Origin of the sequence: Clavibacter sp. VKM Ac-2873, from assembly GCF_015351075.1 — a bacterium.
GTDB lineage: Bacteria > Actinomycetota > Actinomycetes > Actinomycetales > Microbacteriaceae > Clavibacter.
This window is the reverse complement of sequence record NZ_JADKRS010000001.1, coordinates 1158461-1176032: the sequence shown is the minus strand read 5'-3', so window position 1 is coordinate 1176032 and position 17572 is coordinate 1158461. Positions and strand designations below refer to the sequence as shown.

Here is a 17572-nt window from a genome sequence, read left to right as displayed (position 1 = left end):
CCCGGAGCCGTGGACCCGACGAGGTCTTCCCGGACCGCGTCGCACCCCGCACCACCCACCTGTCACCCGAAACGCAGGCACACACCCGATGAACCCGTCATCGGCGCTGGACCGAGCCCGTCGGCCGCGCCTCCCCGCCCCCACCCGATCCCCCCGCACCCTCCGACCGCTCCACGCGCTGCCCGGCACGCGATGAGCACCACGAGGAACCGTCCCGCGACGCGGGGCGAGCGCACCCGCCTGCGCACCGAGCGCCGCTCGGCGCACCGCCCGATCATCGGATCCGGCGTCGCGCCCGTCGTCGCCGTCGTCCCCTCGGGCCGGCGCTGGGCCCGCGACTACCGCACCCGCCTCATCGCGAGCGACTACGCGATCATCGTCGCCACCGTCCTCGTCGCCCAGCTCACGCGCTTCGGCACGGGGGACGCGGCGGTCGACGCCGGCTCGATGCAGCTCGACTACGGCGTCGTCTCGGTGATCGTCGTGGCCGCGTGGATCGCCGTGCTCGGCGCGTTCCGCACCCGCGACGCCCGCATCGTCGGCGTCGGCGTCTCCGAGTACAAGCGGGTCGTCAACGCGTCCGCCATCACGTTCGGCGCGCTCGCGATCGGCTTCCTGCTCCTCAAGGTCGACATCGCCCGCGGCTACGTCGTGCTGGCGTTCCCGCTGGGCGTCGTCGCGCTGCTGGTGAGCCGGTGGACCTGGCGCCAGTGGCTCATCCGCCGTCGGATCCAGGGCGCGCACCTCTCCCGCGTGGTGGTCGTGGGCGCCCGGGCCGACGTCGAGGACGTGGCCGCGCAGATCCTGCTGCGTCCAGCCTCCGGCTACACGGTCGTGGGCGTCGCGATCGACGAGCACCTCGACGGCCTCGAGGTCGCGGGCCGCACGATCCCCGTCGTCTCCGACCTCGGATCCGTCGCCGCGGCCGCCGCCCGCACCGCCGCAGACGCCGTCATCGTCGCCAGCCAGCCGCGCGCCGGCAGCAACGCCGTCCGCACGCTCGGCTGGGAGCTCGAGGGCTCCTCCATCGAGCTGGTGCTCGCGTCGCGCCTCACGGACGTCGCCGGCCCGCGCATCCACTTCCGCCCGGTCGAGGGCCTCCCGCTCATCCACGTGGAGATCCCGCAGTTCGAGGGCGGGAAGCACGTGATGAAGCGGGCCCTCGACATCGCGGTGGCCGGCCTCGCGCTCGTGGTGCTGGCGCCGGCGATGCTCCTCATCGCGTGCATCGTCCGCCTGGACAGCCCCGGCGGCGCCGTCTTCCGCCAGGAGCGCGTGGGGAAGTCCGGCCAGGAGTTCGCCATGCTCAAGTTCCGGTCGATGCGGGTGACCGCCGAGGCGGAGCTCGAGGCGCTCGCCGCCGCCAACGAGGGATCCGGGCCGCTCTTCAAGATGCGGAGCGACCCGCGCGTGACCCGCGTGGGCGCCGTGCTCCGCCGCTACTCGCTCGACGAGCTGCCGCAGCTGTGGAACATCCTCGTCGGCGACATGAGCCTCGTGGGCCCGCGTCCGCCGCTGCGCCGTGAGGTGCAGGGCTACGAGAGCCACGTGCACCGCCGTCTGTTCATCAAGCCCGGCCTCACGGGCATGTGGCAGGTGAACGGCCGGAGCGACCTGAGCTGGGACGAGAGCGTCCGGCTCGACCTGTACTACGTCGAGAACTGGTCCCTGACCGGCGACGTCATGATCATGTGGCGCACCTTCCGGGTGCTCACCCGACCCGTAGGGGCGTACTGAAATGTCTGTCATCGAACCGCGTCGTCTCCGCATCGCCATGGTCGGCACCCGAGGGGTCCCCGCCGCGTACGGCGGATTCGAGACCGCCATCGAGGAGATCGGGCAGCGTCTCGCCGCCCGCGGCCACGACGTCACCGTCTACTGCCGTTCCACCGGCCGTTCCTCGAACCGGTCGCGCCCCCGCACCCACCTCGGCATGACGCTCGTGCACCTGCCGGCGCTCGCGACCAAGTCGATCGAGACGCTCAGCCACACCGCGCTGTCCGCGATCCACCTGGCCCTCGGCACGCCGCAGGACGCGGCCTTCGTGTTCAACGCCGCCAACGCGCCGTTCGTCCCCCTCATCCGCTCGCGCGGCACGGCCACGGCCGTGCACGTGGACGGCCTGGAGTGGAAGCGCGGCAAGTGGGGCCGCATGGGCAAGAGGTACTACCGCGTGGCCGAGCAGATGGCCGTGAAGGAGGCCGACGCGCTCATCTCCGACGCGCAGGGCATCGCCGACTACTACGACCACGAGTTCGGGATCCCCACGGAGCTGCTCACCTACGGCGCCAACATCCTGCGCGACCCCGCCAGCGACCGCCTCGCCGAGCTCGGCCTCGAGCCCGGCCAGTACCACCTCGTCGTCGCGCGCTTCGAGCCGGAGAACCACGTCGACGTCATCGTCGACGGGTACACCGCGTCGAAGGCGACCCTGCCGCTCGTCGTCGTCGGATCCGCGCCGTACTCCGCCGCGTACACCGACCGCATCGAGCGGGTCGCCTCGGCCGACCCGCGCATCCAGCGCCTCGGCGGGGTGTGGGACCAGGAGCAGCTCGACCAGCTCTACGCCCACGCGCTCACCTACGTCCACGGGCACTCGGTCGGCGGCACCAACCCGTCGCTGCTGCGCGCCATGGGCGCCGCGACCGCGACGCTCGCGAACGACAACGTCTTCAACCGCGACGTGCTCGGCGAGGACGGCCGCTTCTGGTCGGACGCCGCCGGCGTCGCCGCGCTCGTCGAGGGCGCCGAGGCGAACGCGGAGGAGGCGGTCGCGATCGGCGGCCGCCTGCAGGAGCGCGCCGAGGAGACCTACGACTGGGACGCCATCGCCGACGGCTACGAGGAGCTCGCGGCCCGCATGACGCGCGGCTACTCCACGCGCGGCATGAGCCGCGGCGTCCGCTCGGCCACCCGCTGGGAGCCCGAGCTGCGCGCCAGCGACGCGAGCCGCACGTCCTTCCTCCTCGAGGAGAGCCGATGACCGGCGCCACCGGCACCGCGGCGCCCGCGCGCGCCGAGTCGTACGCCGACGTCGTCCGCCGCCTGGCGAGCGCGCAGAAGAAGGCCGCCCGCGGCGCGCCCGCGTACTCCATCCGCGTCAACCGCCCGGCCGGCCGCCTGCTCGCCGCGTGGGCGTACCTCCGGGGGCTGACCCCGAACCAGGTGACCGCGATCAGCGCCGCCTTCACGTTCACCGGCATCGCGCTCGTCGCCCTCGTCGAGCCCGCCGCCTGGCTGGGCATCGCCGTGTGGCTGCTGCTCGCCGTCGGCTACGCGTTCGACTCGGCCGACGGCCAGGTCGCGCGCCTCCGCGGCGGCGGATCGCTGTCGGGGGAGTGGCTCGACCACGTCGTCGACTGCGTCAAGATCTCGTCGCTGCACCTCGCCGTGCTCGTGTCGATGTTCCGCTGGCCCGCCACGGACTCCGACGCGTGGCTGCTCGTGCCCGTCGTCTACGCGATCGTGGCCGCCGCGAGCTTCTTCGCGATGATCCTCAACGACCAGCTCAAGCGCGTGCACCAGGTCTCGGGCGCCGCGGCCCCCGAGGCCGGCCGCTCGACGCTGCTGCGCTCGCTGCTCGTGATCCCCACCGACTACGGATTCCTCTGCATCGTGTTCGCGCTGCTCGGCGCCCCGGTCGTCTTCCTCGCGGTCTACGCGCTGATGACGCTCGCCAACGCCGGGCACCTCGCCCTGGCGTCGGTCAAGTGGTTCCGCGACATGGGCGCGCTCGACGCGCGCCGTGCGGAGGCGTCCGCGTCCGCGTCCGCGCCCGCGTCGTCCGTCGCCGACCCCGCCCGGGTGACCGCGTGACCGCGTCCGCCGGCACGGAGCAGGCGCTCGCCGAGGCCGTCGAGGAGGGCGCCGACCTCCGCGGCCGCACGATCCTCGTCGCGCACCCGAGCGCCGAGCTGTACGGATCCGACCGCGTGCTGCTCGAGAGCGTCGCGGGCCTCGTGTCCGCGGGCGCCCGCGCCGTCGTGAGCCTGCCGTCCGACGGCCCGCTCGTCGCCGCGCTCACGGGCGTCGGCGCGACCGTGCAGCACGCTCCCACGCCCGTGCTGCGGAAGTCGATGCTGCGCCCGCGCGGCTTCGCGGCCCTCGTCGGCCAGTCCGTCCGCGGCCTGTCCGCGGGGATCGGCCTCGTGCGCCGCACGCGGCCCGACGCCGTGTACGTCAACACCGTCACCATCCCGCTCTGGATCCTCGTCGGCCGCCTCTCCGGCCGCCCGGTCCTCGCGCACGTGCACGAGGCGGAGGGGTCCGCGTCTCGCGTCGTCGGCACCGCGCTCGCCCTGCCGCTCGCGCTCGCCACGCGCGTGGTCGCGAACAGCCGATACAGCGTCGACGTGCTCGGCCGCGCCCTCCCGCGGGTCGCGCGCCGCGCCGAGGTCGTCCACAACGGCGTGCCCGGCCCCGCCGAGGTCACGCCGGCGCGCCCGGCGCTCGACGGGGGCCTCCGGGTCCTCTACGTCGGCCGGCTCTCCGACCGCAAGGGCGTGGACGTCGCCGTCGAGGCCATCGTCGAGCTCCGCGACCGCGGCATGCAGGCGACCCTCGGCATCGTGGGCGCCGTCTTCCCCGGCTACGAGGCCTACGAGGAGCAGCTGCGCACGACGATCCGCGTGCTCGGCCTCGACGACCGGATCACGATGCACGGCTTCCACGCCGACGTCACCCCCTTCGTGGCCGCCGCCGACGTGTGCGTCGTCCCCTCCCGGGTGGACGAGCCGTTCGGCAACACGGCCGTCGAGGCGCTGCTGGCCGCGCGGCCCGTGGTGGTCAGCGACACGTCCGGCCTCCGCGAGGCCGCCGGCGGGTACGAGTCGGCGCAGCTCGTGCCGCCCTCGGATCCGGCCGCCCTCGCGGATGCCCTCCAGTCCATCGCGGCGGACTGGGACGTGTACCGCGCCCGGGCCGCCCGCGACCGCTTCCGCGCCGAGCACCGGCACGGACCCGGGCTCTACCGGCAGCGCATCGCGCGGTCGGTGGGCACGATGCTCACGCCCCCGAGGCGCGTCGGCAGCCCCCGACCGGCCAGCACCCGCTGACCACCGGCACCCTCCCTCACCCGCACCACCCATCCAGCAAGGACGAAATGAGCATCCTCTCCTCCGCGGGACGTCGCCTGGCCGCGATGACCGCGGCCGCCGCGGTCATCCTGTCCGCGGTCGTCATCGCGCAGCCCGCCATGGCGGACTCCGCGCCGGTCGACCCCACCGACCCGAAGACGCCCGTCACGGTCACCGCCGACCCGCTGCCCACGACCCAGATCGACGGCGTCGCCTGGTCGCAGGTCGTCGTCGGCGACACGGTCTACGTGGCCGGCAAGTTCCAGAACGCGCGCCCCGCGGGCGCCGCGCCCGGCACGAACCTCACGCCCCGCAGCAACCTGCTCGCGTACGACATCCGCACGGGCGCGCTCATCACGTCCTTCGCGCCGAAGCTCAACGCGCAGGCGCTCTCGGTCACCGCGTCGCCCGACGGCTCCCGGATCTACGTGGTCGGCGACTTCACCGACATCGACGGCCAGGGCTACTACCGCGCCGCCGCGTTCAGCACGGCGACCGGGAAGGTCATCCCCGCGTTCCGCCCCATCATGGGCAGCCAGACCCGCACGGTGAGCGCCTCGAACGACACCGTGTACCTCGGCGGGACCTTCCGCAGCGTCAACGGCGCCGCTCGGAACTACCTCGCCGCGGTGTCCGCGACGAACGGGAGCACGCTGCCGTTCGTCGCGGATGCGGACACCGTCGTGGACGCGCTCACGCTCACGAAGGACGCGTCGAAGCTCGTCGTCGGCGGCCGCTTCACGCAGCTGTCCGGCACGCCGACCTACGGGCTCGGTGCGGTGGACCCCGCCTCGGGCGCCTCGCTCCCGTGGGCCGCGAACCAGCAGGTCCAGAACGCCGGCAAGGAGTCGTCGATCACGAGCCTCTTCGCGACGGACGACCGGGTCTACGGATCCGGATACACGTTCGGCGCGGGCGGCAACCTCGAGGGCGCGTTCTCGGCCGACCCGAACACGGGCGTCGTGAACTGGGTCGAGGACTGCCACGGTGACACCTACTCGGTCTTCGCGACCAGCACGGTCGCGTACGTGGCCGGCCACCCGCACTACTGCGGCAACATCGGCGGCTTCCCGCAGACGGACCCGTGGACCTTCCAGCACAGCATCGCCTTCAGCAAGCAGGCCACGGGCACGGCCACGGCCGACCCGTACGGCTACCACAACTGGGCCGGCACGCCGTCCCCGTCGCTGCTCACCTGGTTCCCGAAGTACGTCACGGGCTCCTTCACGGGCCAGGGCCAGGCGGCCTGGAGCGTCAACGGCAACGAGGACTACGTCGTCGTCGGCGGCGAGTTCCCCTACGTCAACACGACGGCCCAGCAGGGCCTGGTCCGCTACGCCATGGCGAAGGGCGCCCCGAACAAGATCGGCCCGAACTCCAACGACCAGCTGCTCCCGAAGGCGATCTCCTATACGAAGGGCGAGGCCCGCGTCTCCTGGCAGGCCACGTTCGACCGCGACAACGCGCGCCTCACGTACAAGGTCGTGCGCGACGGGAAGACGGCCACGCCCGTCTACCAGGTCACCCAGGACTCCACGTTCTGGCAGCGGCCGTCGATGGGCTTCATCGACACGGGTCTGGTGCCCGGCAGCGCCCACACGTACCGCGTGTACGTGACGGACGCCGCGGGCAACAGCGTGAACCGCACGAGCGATCCCGTGACGATCACGGACCAGTCCGGCAGCGACGCGTACGCCACGAGCGTGAAGGACGACGGCGCCACCGCGTACTACCCGCTCGACGAGGAGGACGGCACCGCCGGCCTCGACCACGTCGGCTTCCAGGACCTCCGCGTCGACGCCGCCACGCGCGGTGCCGCGGGCCCGATCGACGGATCCACCGCCACCACCTTCTCCGGCCAGGACGGGTCATTCGCGGTCACGCCGCAGGCCGTGCAGGCGCCGAACACCTTCAGCGTGGAGTCGTGGGTCAAGACGACCTCGACCTCGGGCGGCAAGGTCGTCGGCTTCGGCAACAACAGCACGGGCACGTCGGGCAACTACGACCGCATGGTCTACCTCGACGGCGACGGCCGCGTGTTCTTCGGCGTCTACACCGGCGCGACCCAGACGCTGAGCTCGGCCCCCGGGTTCAACGACGGGAAGTGGCACCAGATCGTCGCCACGCTCAGCCCCGCGGGCATGAAGCTGTTCGTCGACGGCAAGCTCGCCGGCCAGCGCGCGGACACCACCCAGGGCCAGGACTACACGGGCTACTGGCGCGTCGGCGGCGACAACCTCGGCGGCTGGCCCGGCCAGCCCCGGAGCGCCTACCTCGCCGGCGACATCGCGCAGGTCGCGGTCTACCCGACCGCCCTCACGCGCGCCGACGTGGTCGACCACCTGGTCGCCTCCGGCCGCACCTCGCCCATCCCGCCGGCGCCCGCGGACGCCTACGGCAAGGCCGTGTACGCGGCCGACCCGTCGTCGTACTGGCGCCTCGACGACGCCGACGGCTCGTCGACCCTCAAGGACGCCGGGCAGAACGAGGTCGGCGCGAACGTCGGACGCAACGTGCGCTTCGGCCAGGCGGGCGCCCTCACGGGTCCGGTCGGCCAGGCGGCGGCGTTCGCGGACAGCATCGCGGTGAGCCAGCAGCGGGTCTCGAACCCGACCTCCTACTCGCTCGAGATGTGGTTCCAGACGACCACCACGCGCGGCGGCAAGCTGATCGGCTTCGGCGACAACGCGGATCCGTTCGCCTTCTCCGGCAACTACGACCGCCACGTCTACATGCAGGACGACGGACGCCTGCAGTTCGGCACGTGGACGGGCCAGACGAACCTCGCGGGATCCGACCGCGCCTACAACGACGGCCGCTGGCACCACATGGTCGCGTCGCAGGGATCCGACGGCCTGAAGCTCTACGTGGACGGCGCCCTCGTCGGCCAGAACGGCCAGACGCAGGCGCAGGCCTACGACGGCTACTGGCGCATCGGCGGCGACAACACCTGGAACTCCTCCAGCGGCACCTTCGACGGCCGGATGGACGAGGTAGCCGTGTACCCGACCGTGCTGACGCCCAGCGCCATCGCGACGCACTACTCGCTCGGGACGACCGGCCGCGTGCCGAACCAGGCCCCGACGGCCGCGTTCACGCAGCGGGCGGAGGCCCTGGCCGCGTCGTTCGACGCGACGGGGTCGAGCGACGCCGACGGCACCATCACGGGCTACGCCTGGGACTTCGGCGACGGCGTCCAGGCGTCCGGCGCGCAGCAGTCGCACACGTACGCCCAGGCCGGCACCTACCCGGTGGCGCTCACGGTGACGGACGACCGCGGCACGACGAACCGCACGCAGCAGGACGTCACCGTGCAGGCGGCGCCCGCGAACACCGCGCCGACCGCCGTGGTGACGGCCACCGCGACGGACCTCACGGCGAAGCTCGACGGATCCGCCTCCACGGACGCCGACGGCACCGTCGCCTCCTACGCGTGGGACTTCGGCGACGGCAGCACGGGCACCGGCCCGACGCCGACGCACGCCTACGCCGCGGGCGGCACCTACACGGTGACGCTGACGGTGACGGACGAAAGGGGCCTGACGGGCTCCGCGTCCACGCGGGTCCAGGTCGTCGCGCCCCCGGTCAACCGGGCGCCCACCGCGGTCATCGCGTCGACCACGACCGACCTGGTCGCGAACCTCGACGGCCGCGCCTCCTCCGATCCGGACGGCACCGTCGCGTCCTGGGCGTGGGAGTTCGGCGACGGCGCGACCGGCACCGGGGCCTCCATCGCCCACCCGTACGCGCAGGCCGGCACCTACCAGGTCGCGCTGACGGTGACGGATGACAAGGGGGCGACCGGTCGCACGACCGCGCGCGTCACGGTCACCGCCCCGCCCGTCAACCAGGCGCCCGTCGCCCGGTTCACGAGCTCCGTGGCCGGCCTCGTCGCCGCGCTCGACGCCTCCACGTCGAGCGACCCCGACGGCACCGTGGCGTCCTACGCCTGGGCCTTCGGCGACGGGACCACGGGCACGGGCCGCACCACGAGCCACGCCTACGCCGCGGCCGGCACCTTCGCGGTGTCGCTCACGGTCACGGACGACCAGGGCCTCGCCACGACGGCCACCTCCCCGGTGACCGTCCAGGCGCCCGCGTCGGACGTGCTCGCGCAGGACTCGTTCGGCCGCACGACCACGAACGGGTGGGGCCAGGCGGACATCGGCGGCGCGTGGACCGTGACGAGCGGCAGCGCGTCGATCCTCTCGGTCGGCGACGGCGTCGGACGGGTGGCGTCGGGCATCGGCTCGACCCGCACCATGTCGCTCGGCGGCGTGTCGTCCACCACCTCGGACGCGACGCTCACCTTCGCGCTCGACCGGGTGCCCACGGGCGGCGGCGACTACACGCGGGTCATCTCGCGCCAGGTCGGCTCGTCGTCCTACCAGGCGCAGGTCTGGGTCCGGTCGAGCGGCCAGGTGTCGCTCCTCCTCACGGAGAACGGCACGGCGCTCACGACCGTCGTCGTCCCGGGTCTCGCCTACACGGCGGGCCAGGGGCTGCAGGTCCGCGTGCGGACCGCGGGCACGTCGCCCACCACGCTCCAGGCGAAGGTGTGGCCGACCGGCCAGACCGAGCCGGGCGCGTGGACCGCGACGGCCTCGGGCACCGCCTCGGCGCTGCAGGCGGCGGGCTCCTTCGGGATCCAGACGTTCCTGTCCAGCTCCGCGACGGCGCCCGTCACCACGACGATCGACGACGTGCGGGTCTCCTCGGGCGACGCGCCCACGACGCCGACGCCGACGAACCAGGCGCCGACGGCGGCGTTCGCGTCGACGGCGACGGACCTGACCGCCTCGTTCGACGGATCCACGTCGACGGACGCCGACGGCACGGTCGCGTCCTACGCCTGGACCTTCGGGGACGGGACCACGGGCACCGGTAAGACGGTCGACCACGCGTACGCCGCGGCGGGCACCTACCCGGTGTCCCTCACGGTGACGGACGACAGGGGCCTCGTCTCGGCGAGGAAGGACGGCACGGTCACGGTGACCGCGCCGGTCGTCACCCCGGCGAACCAGGCCCCGACGGCGGCGTTCGCGTCGACGGCGAAGGACCTGACCGCCTCGTTCGACGGATCCACGTCGACGGACGCCGACGGCACGGTCGCCTCCTACGCCTGGACCTTCGGGGACGGGACCACGGGCAGCGGGAAGGCGGTGGACCACGCCTACGCCGCGGCGGGCACCTACCCGGTGTCCCTCACGGTGACGGACGACAAGGGCCTCGTCTCGGCGAGGAAGGACGGCACGGTCACGGTGACCGCGCCGGTCGTCACGCCGCCGCCCGCCGCGGGGGTCCTCGCGAAGGACGCCTTCGAGCGCACCGCGACGAACGGCTGGGGCACCGCCGAGACCGGCGGCGCCTGGACCGTGACGAGCGGCAGCGCGTCGATCGTGTCCGTCCGGGACGGCGCGGGCCAGGTGGCATCGGGCATCGGCTCGACCCGCACCCTGACGCTCGGCGACGTGTCGACGGTCGACTCGGACATCGCGTTCGCGTTCGGCCTCGACCGGCTCCCGACGGGCGGCGGCGACTACACGCGGGTGATCTCGCGGCAGGTCGGCACGGCCTCGTACCAGACCCAGGTCTGGGTGCGGTCGACCGGCCAGGTCACGATCCTGCAGAGCGAGAACGGCACGACGCTCCGGACGACGGTCGTCCCCGGCCTCACGTACACGGCGGGGCAGCAGCTCCAGGTGCGCGTGCGGACCACGGGCACGTCGCCCACCACGCTCGAGGCGAAGGTCTGGCCCGCGGGGCAGCCGGAGCCCACGGCGTGGACCGCGACCGCGACCGGCACGGCGTCCGCGCTGCAGGCGGCCGGCGGCATCGGGATCCAGACCTACCTGTCGGGGACCGCGACCGCCGCCGTGACCACGCGCATCGACGACCTCCTGGTCACCGACGCGAAGGCGCGATGACCGCCGCGGCATGACGACGCCGACGCGGGCGGGTCCGACCTCCGGACCCGCCCGCGTCGGCGCGTGCGGAGATAATGACGAAGGGCGGCCGCGGTCGGCGACACGGCCGCGGGGAACGAGGGGGAGGCGCGACATGACGGCTTCGCGCGCGCACGCACCCTCGCCCGAGGGCGCCCGGTGAGCGGCGTGCTCGCCGGATCCGGGGTGCTGACGCTCCTGCTGGCCGGCGTCGGCCTCGTCGGCGGCGTCCTGCTGCTGCTCGTCCTGCGTCGCCTCCCGCGCCTCGCGCTGGCGCTCTGGCTCGTGTCCCTGTGCGCCGTCCCCATCTGGTGCGGCGTCTCCGTCGCCGGCTCCTACCTCCCCCCGGCGACGCTCACGGCGCTGCTCGTGGTCGCCGCGGTCGTCCCGGTGCGGTCCTTCCGCCTGTCGCCCCTCGACCTGCTCGTCATCCTGATGACGGCCGCCGGCGTCGCCGGCACCGTCCTCGGCGGGGGAGCGGGCGTCGCGGTCCCGACCCTCATCGGCTTCCTCACGTACAGCCTCGGCGGCTACGTGCTCGGGCGCCTGATCGCCCACCGCGTCGGGATGGAGTCCCTCCAGGCGGCCGTCGCCGTCGCCTTCACCGCGGTGGCCGTGCTGGCGATCGTGGAGTTCGCCCTCACCTGGAACCCCTTCGTGCTCCTCCCGGGGAGCGGCTCCCTCCGCGCCACCTGGGGCCCGCTGCAGATCCGCGGCGGCATCGTCCGCGCGGAGGGCGCGTTCGGCCACTCCATCGCGCTCGGCTGCAGCCTCGCGATCGCGATCCCGCTGACGCTCGCCTCGCGGTTCCCGCTGCCCGCGCGCCTCGTGATGACGACCCTCCTGCTCGTCGGCACGGTCGTGACCTTCAGCCGGGTCGGCATGCTCACCGCGGTGCTCGGCCTCGTGCTCGCGATCGTGTTCCTCCGGGACGCCATCTCCCTGCGGGTGCGCGTGGCCGTCACCGTCGCCGTGCTGGCGGTCGTCGGCGCCGTCGCGCCCTCCGTCCAGACGGTCTTCGACGACGCGGGGACCGAGGCGACCAACAGCTCCGACTACCGCGGCGACCTGTACAGCCTCATCCCCGGGATGCGCATCCTCGGCACGGCCTCCTCCGCCCACCGCGGCAGCGACGGCCGCGTCTTCTACGGCGGATTCCGCTCCATCGACAGCCAGCTCGTGCTCACCGGGCTGACGTTCGGCCTGCTCGTCGGGGCCGCCGTGCTCGTCGCCCTCGCCGTCGGGATCTGGCTCGTGCTGCGCGGTCGCGCCACCGCGGCCACCATCGCGCTCGTCGCGCAGATCCCCGCGCTCGCCTCCGTCGCGCTCATCACCCAGTACGCGACGTTCCTGTGGTTCCTGGCGGGCGTCGCGGCCACCAGCCAGATCCTCCGCCGCGAGGCCGCTGCCCCGCCCGATCCCCTCGGGGTCGTCGCGCACTCCGAAGACCGTCCCGACCCCGCCCGCACCACCGCCCTCCCGCCTCTACCCGAGAGAACCCCCTCACGATGACGCTCCACGAGTTCACCGCCCTGCTCCGCCGCCACTGGTACGTCGTGGTCGCCGCGACCCTCGCGGGCGGCGTCGTCGCGTTCGGCCTGTCCCAGCTCGCGACCCCGGTGTTCACGGCGCAGTCCCGGCTCTACTTCTCGCTGAGCAGCGGATCCAGCGCGAGCGACCTCAACCAGGGCGCCACCTACACGCAGAGCCAGATGCTGTCCTTCGGCGAGCTCGCGGAGTCGCCCGCGGTGCTGGAGCCCGTGATCGCGCGCCTCGGCCTCGACCTCACGCCGCAGCAGCTCGCGCGCGCGGTCACCGTCACGACGCCCCAGAACACCGTGGTCATGGAGATCAGCGTCACCGAGCCGTCGCCCGCGCAGGCAGCGGCGATCGCCAACGCCGTCGCCACGAGCCTCCGCGACACCGCCGAGGCGTATGCGCCGAAGGGCGCGGAGGGCTCGCCCACCGTCTCCGTGCGCGTGATCCAGGAGGCCCCCGAGCCCGAGTTCCCGTCCGCGCCGAACGGCCGCACCAACACGCTCGCGGGCCTCCTCCTCGGGCTCCTCGCGGGGCTCCTCGGCCTCGCGCTGGTGCGCCTGCTCGACACGCGCGTCCGCTCCGCCGAGACCGTGGCGCACCTCACGACGGCGCCGCTGCTCGGGGCGCTGGAGCGCGAGCGCGGCGTCACGGGCCTCGCGATGGCGGTCCGGCCGCTGTCGACCGCGGCCGAGGGCTTCCGCCAGCTGAAGGCGAACCTCCGCTTCGTGCTCCTCGGGGAGCGCGCGTCGAGCTTCGTCGTGACCTCGTCCATCCCCGGCGAGGGGAAGTCCACGGTCGCCGCGAACCTCGCGATCTCGCTCAGCGAGGGCGGTCGCCGCGTGCTGCTCATCGACGCCGACCTCCGCCGTCCCGTGATCGCGCGGTACCTCGGGCTCGAGGGCGAGGCGGGCCTCACGACCGTGCTCGTCGGCCAGGCGCTGATGGAGGACGTCGTGCAGCCCTGGGGCGACGGCACCCTCGAGGTGCTGACCAGCGGCGAGATCCCGCCGAACCCCAGCGAGCTGCTGGCGTCCGCGCGCATGGAGGACCTGGTCGCGCAGGCGCGGGCCGCCTACGACGTGATCGTCCTCGACACGGCCCCGCTCATCGCCGTCGCCGATGCCGCGTTCGTGGCCCGCATGACCGACGGCGCGATCGTGGTCGCCGACCAGACGCGCGTGCACCGCGGCCAGCTCACCGAGGCGCTCGACGCGGTCGAGAAGTCGGGCGGATCCGTGCTGGGCGTCGTGCTCAACAAGGTGCGCCCCACGAAGGACAAGCGCGCGTACTACCGCGCGGAGACCGAGCAGGCGGGGCGGGCGGCGGGGAAGGCGCGCGCCGCGGGGTGACCCGCTGAGACGACGACGAGGGGCGCGGTCGGGTCGGCTCCGATCGGCACGCGGTGCTCCGACGGGAGCAGGCGAGCGTCCCCATCGTGATCCGCAGCCATGACGGCGCCGGGTGGCCAGGCATCGAGGCGCCCGATCCGTGAGGTCGTGGGTGGACGCCGGTCGGGCAGGCGCCGCTGGTTCCCGGGTCCTGGGCGATGACGAGCGTCTGCGAGGCATCGCCTCGGAACCCGACGGGCACATGGTCGATGTCGCTGGGGGAGGCAGTCGAGGGCTTCCCGGGGCGTCGCTGACGCGCACGTCACCGTCCAGCAGCCCAGGGGCGAACGTCACCGGACATGCGAACCGCTATCGGTGGCCCTTCACGGCGCTCGGCGTGTCTCAGTCGAGGTCCCCTCAGCGGAACAGTCGCCGGACCACCTTCCTGAGATGCATGGATCCGAGGATGGTGCCCGGCATCGCGGTGGTCCGGGGAGGCATCACCTCCCGGACTGTTTCCGCTCTACGGCTCCGTGGTCGTTGCTCCGTGGCTGGGGTGGGCATCCCGCTCGATAGGGTGAACGTTCCATGTCCCTCGAGGAGGCCCGATGTCGCTCGCATCCGTTCCGGCCGCGGTCGCTTCCGTGGAGCTCTACTTCGAGGCGCTGCACGAATGCGACCTCGACAAGTTCGACCGCGTCTTCCACCCGGCGGCGAGCCTCTTCGATGTCACGGATGCAGCTCTGACCGTGATGCCCGTGGGCGAGTACCGCGAGGTCATCCGCGCCCGTCAGCCGCCTGCATCCGTGGGGCAGCCGCGGGACGACAGCATGATCTCCCTCGACTTCCTGTCCCCGGACATGGCGGTGTCGAAGGTCCGCCTGCGAATCCACGAGCACACGTTCGTGGATCACCTCACGCTCGCGAAGGTCGACGGCGCCTTCCGGATCGTCGCCAAGACCTGGCACGAGGTCTGACGGTCGACCTCGATGCGCGGGGGCGACGGGCGCGTCGCTGAGTGTGGCCCTCAGCCCTCCTCGAGCTCGACGTCCTCGCGATGGTGCCCGTAGAACCGCGACTGGCCCCGCATGAGGTCACGCATCGACACTTCCTCGCCGACCCCGTACACGGTGCCGCAGAAGTCCAGATCCCGTTGGATCGCCTGGACCTCGTCATGGCGTTCCGTCGGCAGGATGTGGGCCGGAGAGCCGACGGCGACCCAGCCGATCGGAACGACCATGCCCGGACCGACGGTGGTGTTCACCTGGACGACGCCATTGATGCGAATCTCGGCCCCGGCGCCGATCGAGCTTCCTGGGAACAGCGATGCGCCAGTGGCGATGAACGCCTCGTCCTCGACGGTGCTTCCGTTGATGTGCGCATGGGGTCCAACCATCACGGCCCTTCCCACCACCGCGGGATGAGCGGCCCTACCGCGCACGACGGCGTTCTCCGTGATCACGGTGTCTTCGCCGATGGACACGAAGCCGTCCTCACCACTGAGGACCGCGCCGTGGAGCACGCGAGCACCCGCGGACACCCGAACGTCGCCGACGAGCACCGCGGACCGTGCCACGTATGCATCCGGGTCAACCGACGGTTCTTCGTCGCGGTGTCGAATCAGCATCCGTCAGGCCCGGGCACGTGCGACGTCGCCATCGCCGCTCAGTTCGCGAAGAGCCGAGGTCATGTCCCCTCCGACGTCGCCGGTGTTGACCGTTCCCTGCGGCTCGAACAGCAGCGCCTCGACCTCGTTCACTGCCTTGGGGCAGTGCTCGACGCCCCTGGGGACGACGAAGGTGTCCTGAGGCCCGAGAACGACATCGCGGTCGCGGAGCTGAATCGTCAGCTCACCGCTGAGTACGAGGAAGAGCTCGTCCGTGTCCGGGTGCGTATGCCACACGAACTCGCCGTGGAGCTTGACGACCTTCACGTCGTAGTCGTTGACGCTCGTCAGGCGGTGAGGCTGCCATGGAGCCGAGATGGTGGACAACGCCGCCAGTACGTTGTGGACATCGTTACTCATGGGCTCACCGTAACCAACCCACGTTCCGGGTCAGCGACAACCCCTGGCTCATGAGGCCGTGAGGCGACGTACTCACGTTCGCAGAGAGGCCACGGTGGCCTCGGCTGCGTGTCCGGTAGGGGATCCCCTGCCGGACACGGCGCCAGCCCAGTCCTTCCAGAAGACTCGCGGGTCGCCGTAGAGCTCGTCGAGGTCGTCGCGGAGGGACCACAGCTGCAACAGGTGCACCTCGAGGCGGCGGCCTGTGGCCTTGTCTGCTTCTTCGTGTCCGCGGTCGATGGTGAGACCGGCTCGGTAGTCCTCGAGTGTCGCGAGGACGACGCGCGGGTCGTTGATGGCCTCGCGCCATTCGGCGTAGTTCGCGGCGCCCATCGTCTCCGGGTCGCCGCAGTAGCAGCTGTCAACGTCGGCGGTGATGACCCGTTCGGGGCTCTCGGGTCGTGCGAGGAAGAACCAGTGCCACCACATGTTCGCGAAGCGCGCGTCGGCTCGGGCCAGGTGCTCCCTGCTGGGGGTGCAGTCGAGCAGGGCGAGGTGGTCGATGCGCTGCTCGTGGTCGAGCGCGAGGCTCAGGGCGACGTAGCTGCCGCGGTCGTGGCCGACGAGATGGAATCGCTCGTAACCGAGGGCGGTCATCATCTGCGCCATGTCGGCGGCGACCGCGCGCTTCAAGTGCGCGCTGCAGTCCTGCGTGGGTGCGGGACTCGTCGAGCGGCCGTGTCCGCGGAGGTCGGGGCAGATGACGGTGAAGCCCGCCTCGACCAGTCGCGGTGCGACGATGTGCCAGGCCGTCGTCGGGGTGTGCCTGCTTGACCAGGGCGATGAAGGCCGAGCAATTCACTCCGGACGCGATTCACGCGGTCGTGTTCGATGTGATCGGGACTCTCGTAGATGAGGACGGTGCGTGGGCGACCACAGCTCGAAAGGTCGCAGCTGAAAGCGGCCTGAGCTCACCGGAGGATCTCCACTCGCGGTGGGTGCGGCTCGTGAACCGACATATGGACGCCGTCATTGACGGTGACGACCAGTGGCAGCCGCACAGCCAGCTGGTCAGTGGCTCCGCTGAGGAGGCGATTACGGCTGAGGGTGGGACAGTGACGCCCGCGACGTTGGCGTGAGTAGCGACCCTAGATCGGGAATATCCGGCTTGGCCGGACGTAGCCGACGCAACGGCAGCCCTCCGTCGGGGCCGACTTGTCGTCGGCGTGAGCAACGGTGATCTTGATTCACTTACGCGACTTTCCGACAGCAACGCGATCAGCTGGGACATGGCGCTATCCACCGGAGCAGCACGCACATTCCAGCCCGCCCCTGCTGCGTACCGGTACGCGATCGACACGCTCAGCCTTGTTCCGGGGCGGACACTGTTCGTCGCTGCGCATCCGTGGGACCTCAGAGCCGCGGCCGGGCATGGGTTCCGCACTGCGCACACAGCCCGGCCTGGAGCAGAAGCGCCGTCGGTCGCGGATCACTTCGAGATCTCGCTGAAGAGCCTCGGATCGCTAGTAGAGCTTCTCGGCTGACCGCCCTCTGCATCTTCGTCACGCCACCCGGCTTGCCTCGGTAGCCGATCGGATAGCGGACTGCTGAGGAGCGCTTCCGAGGCGGTATCCGCTCGGGTGCTCACGCGGGCCGCTTCACTGTGGGGACCACGGGTTT

General features: G+C 72.3%; 11 protein-coding genes and 1 pseudogene. 9 read left to right on the top strand and 3 right to left on the bottom strand.

Features of this window, described 5'->3' with window-relative positions; genetic code table 11:
* The first annotated feature begins 192 nt into the window (after nt 1-192).
* The 8 genes from ITJ44_RS05375 (at nt 193) to ITJ44_RS05340 (ending at nt 14864) form a co-directional block, all read left to right on the top strand.
* Complete coding sequence (locus ITJ44_RS05375; protein WP_194633685.1) at nt 193-1737, top strand: sugar transferase; 1545 nt, start codon at nt 193-195, stop codon at nt 1735-1737.
* Between the two features lies 1 nt (nt 1738).
* Complete coding sequence (locus ITJ44_RS05370) at nt 1739-2983, top strand: DUF1972 domain-containing protein (RefSeq protein ID WP_194633684.1); 1245 nt, start codon at nt 1739-1741, stop codon at nt 2981-2983.
* Nucleotides 2980-3816 carry a CDP-alcohol phosphatidyltransferase family protein gene (locus ITJ44_RS05365; protein ID WP_194633683.1) on the top strand — a complete coding sequence of 279 codons (837 nt, stop codon included), beginning with the start codon at nt 2980-2982 and terminating at the stop codon, nt 3814-3816. Before ITJ44_RS05370 ends, ITJ44_RS05365 begins: the two co-directional genes overlap by 4 nt.
* Complete coding sequence (locus ITJ44_RS05360) at nt 3813-5054, top strand: glycosyltransferase family 4 protein (protein ID WP_194633682.1); 1242 nt, start codon at nt 3813-3815, stop codon at nt 5052-5054. The genes ITJ44_RS05365 and ITJ44_RS05360 overlap by 4 nt, the downstream gene beginning before the upstream one ends.
* Before the next feature lie 47 nt (nt 5055-5101).
* On the top strand, nt 5102-11002 hold the full coding sequence (locus ITJ44_RS05355; protein WP_194633681.1) for a PKD domain-containing protein: 5901 nt from the start codon (nt 5102-5104) through the stop codon (nt 11000-11002).
* Between the two features lie 177 nt (nt 11003-11179).
* Nucleotides 11180-12532, top strand: a complete 1353-nt coding sequence (locus tag ITJ44_RS05350) for a hypothetical protein (RefSeq protein WP_194633680.1) — start codon at nt 11180-11182, stop codon at nt 12530-12532.
* A complete protein-coding gene (locus tag ITJ44_RS05345; protein WP_194633679.1) occupies nt 12529-13908 on the top strand; it encodes a polysaccharide biosynthesis tyrosine autokinase in 1380 nt (459 codons plus the stop codon). Before ITJ44_RS05350 ends, ITJ44_RS05345 begins: the two co-directional genes overlap by 4 nt.
* 587 nt (nt 13909-14495) lie before the next feature.
* Nucleotides 14496-14864, top strand: coding sequence for a nuclear transport factor 2 family protein (locus tag ITJ44_RS05340; RefSeq protein ID WP_194633678.1), 369 nt, complete (start codon nt 14496-14498; stop codon nt 14862-14864).
* 50 nt (nt 14865-14914) lie between these two features.
* Here ITJ44_RS05340 and ITJ44_RS05335 read toward each other — a convergent pair whose 3' ends face one another.
* The 3 genes from ITJ44_RS05335 to ITJ44_RS05325 all read right to left on the bottom strand — a co-directional run bounded on the left by ITJ44_RS05335 (nt 14915) and on the right by ITJ44_RS05325 (nt 16693).
* Nucleotides 14915-15463: a gamma carbonic anhydrase family protein gene (locus ITJ44_RS05335; RefSeq protein WP_370551621.1), complete on the bottom strand. Its 549-nt coding sequence runs from the start codon at nt 15461-15463 to the stop codon at nt 14915-14917.
* A gap of 54 nt (nt 15464-15517) precedes the next feature.
* The gene (locus tag ITJ44_RS05330; protein WP_194633676.1) at nt 15518-15913 is read right to left on the bottom strand and encodes a cupin domain-containing protein; all 396 of its coding nucleotides are present in this window, start codon (nt 15911-15913) and stop codon (nt 15518-15520) included.
* Nucleotides 15914-15985: 72 nt separating this feature from the next.
* On the bottom strand, nt 15986-16693 hold the full coding sequence (locus tag ITJ44_RS05325) for an alpha/beta fold hydrolase (RefSeq protein WP_370551642.1): 708 nt from the start codon (nt 16691-16693) through the stop codon (nt 15986-15988).
* Between the two features lie 362 nt (nt 16694-17055).
* On the opposite strand from ITJ44_RS05325, the pseudogene ITJ44_RS16130 reads away from it, so the two are divergent.
* Nucleotides 17056-17436: pseudogene (locus ITJ44_RS16130) on the top strand (HAD-IA family hydrolase); the annotation flags it as partial.
* Between the last annotated feature and the right edge of the window lie 136 nt (nt 17437-17572).

Excerpts from the sequence above, each read along its gene's own strand:
- ITJ44_RS05340 (WP_194633678.1), top strand. The coding sequence starts at position 14,496 with ATGTCGCTCGCATCCGTTCCGGCCGCGGTCGCTTCCGTGGAGCTCTAC.
- ITJ44_RS05365 (WP_194633683.1), top strand. The coding sequence starts at position 2,980 with ATGACCGGCGCCACCGGCACCGCGGCGCCCGCGCGCGCCGAGTCGTAC.
- ITJ44_RS05355 (WP_194633681.1), top strand. The coding sequence starts at position 5,102 with ATGAGCATCCTCTCCTCCGCGGGACGTCGCCTGGCCGCGATGACCGCG.
- ITJ44_RS05370 (WP_194633684.1), top strand. The coding sequence starts at position 1,739 with ATGTCTGTCATCGAACCGCGTCGTCTCCGCATCGCCATGGTCGGCACC.
- ITJ44_RS05330 (WP_194633676.1), bottom strand. The coding sequence starts at position 15,913 with ATGAGTAACGATGTCCACAACGTACTGGCGGCGTTGTCCACCATCTCG.
- ITJ44_RS05345 (WP_194633679.1), top strand. The coding sequence starts at position 12,529 with ATGACGCTCCACGAGTTCACCGCCCTGCTCCGCCGCCACTGGTACGTC.
- ITJ44_RS05375 (WP_194633685.1), top strand. The coding sequence starts at position 193 with ATGAGCACCACGAGGAACCGTCCCGCGACGCGGGGCGAGCGCACCCGC.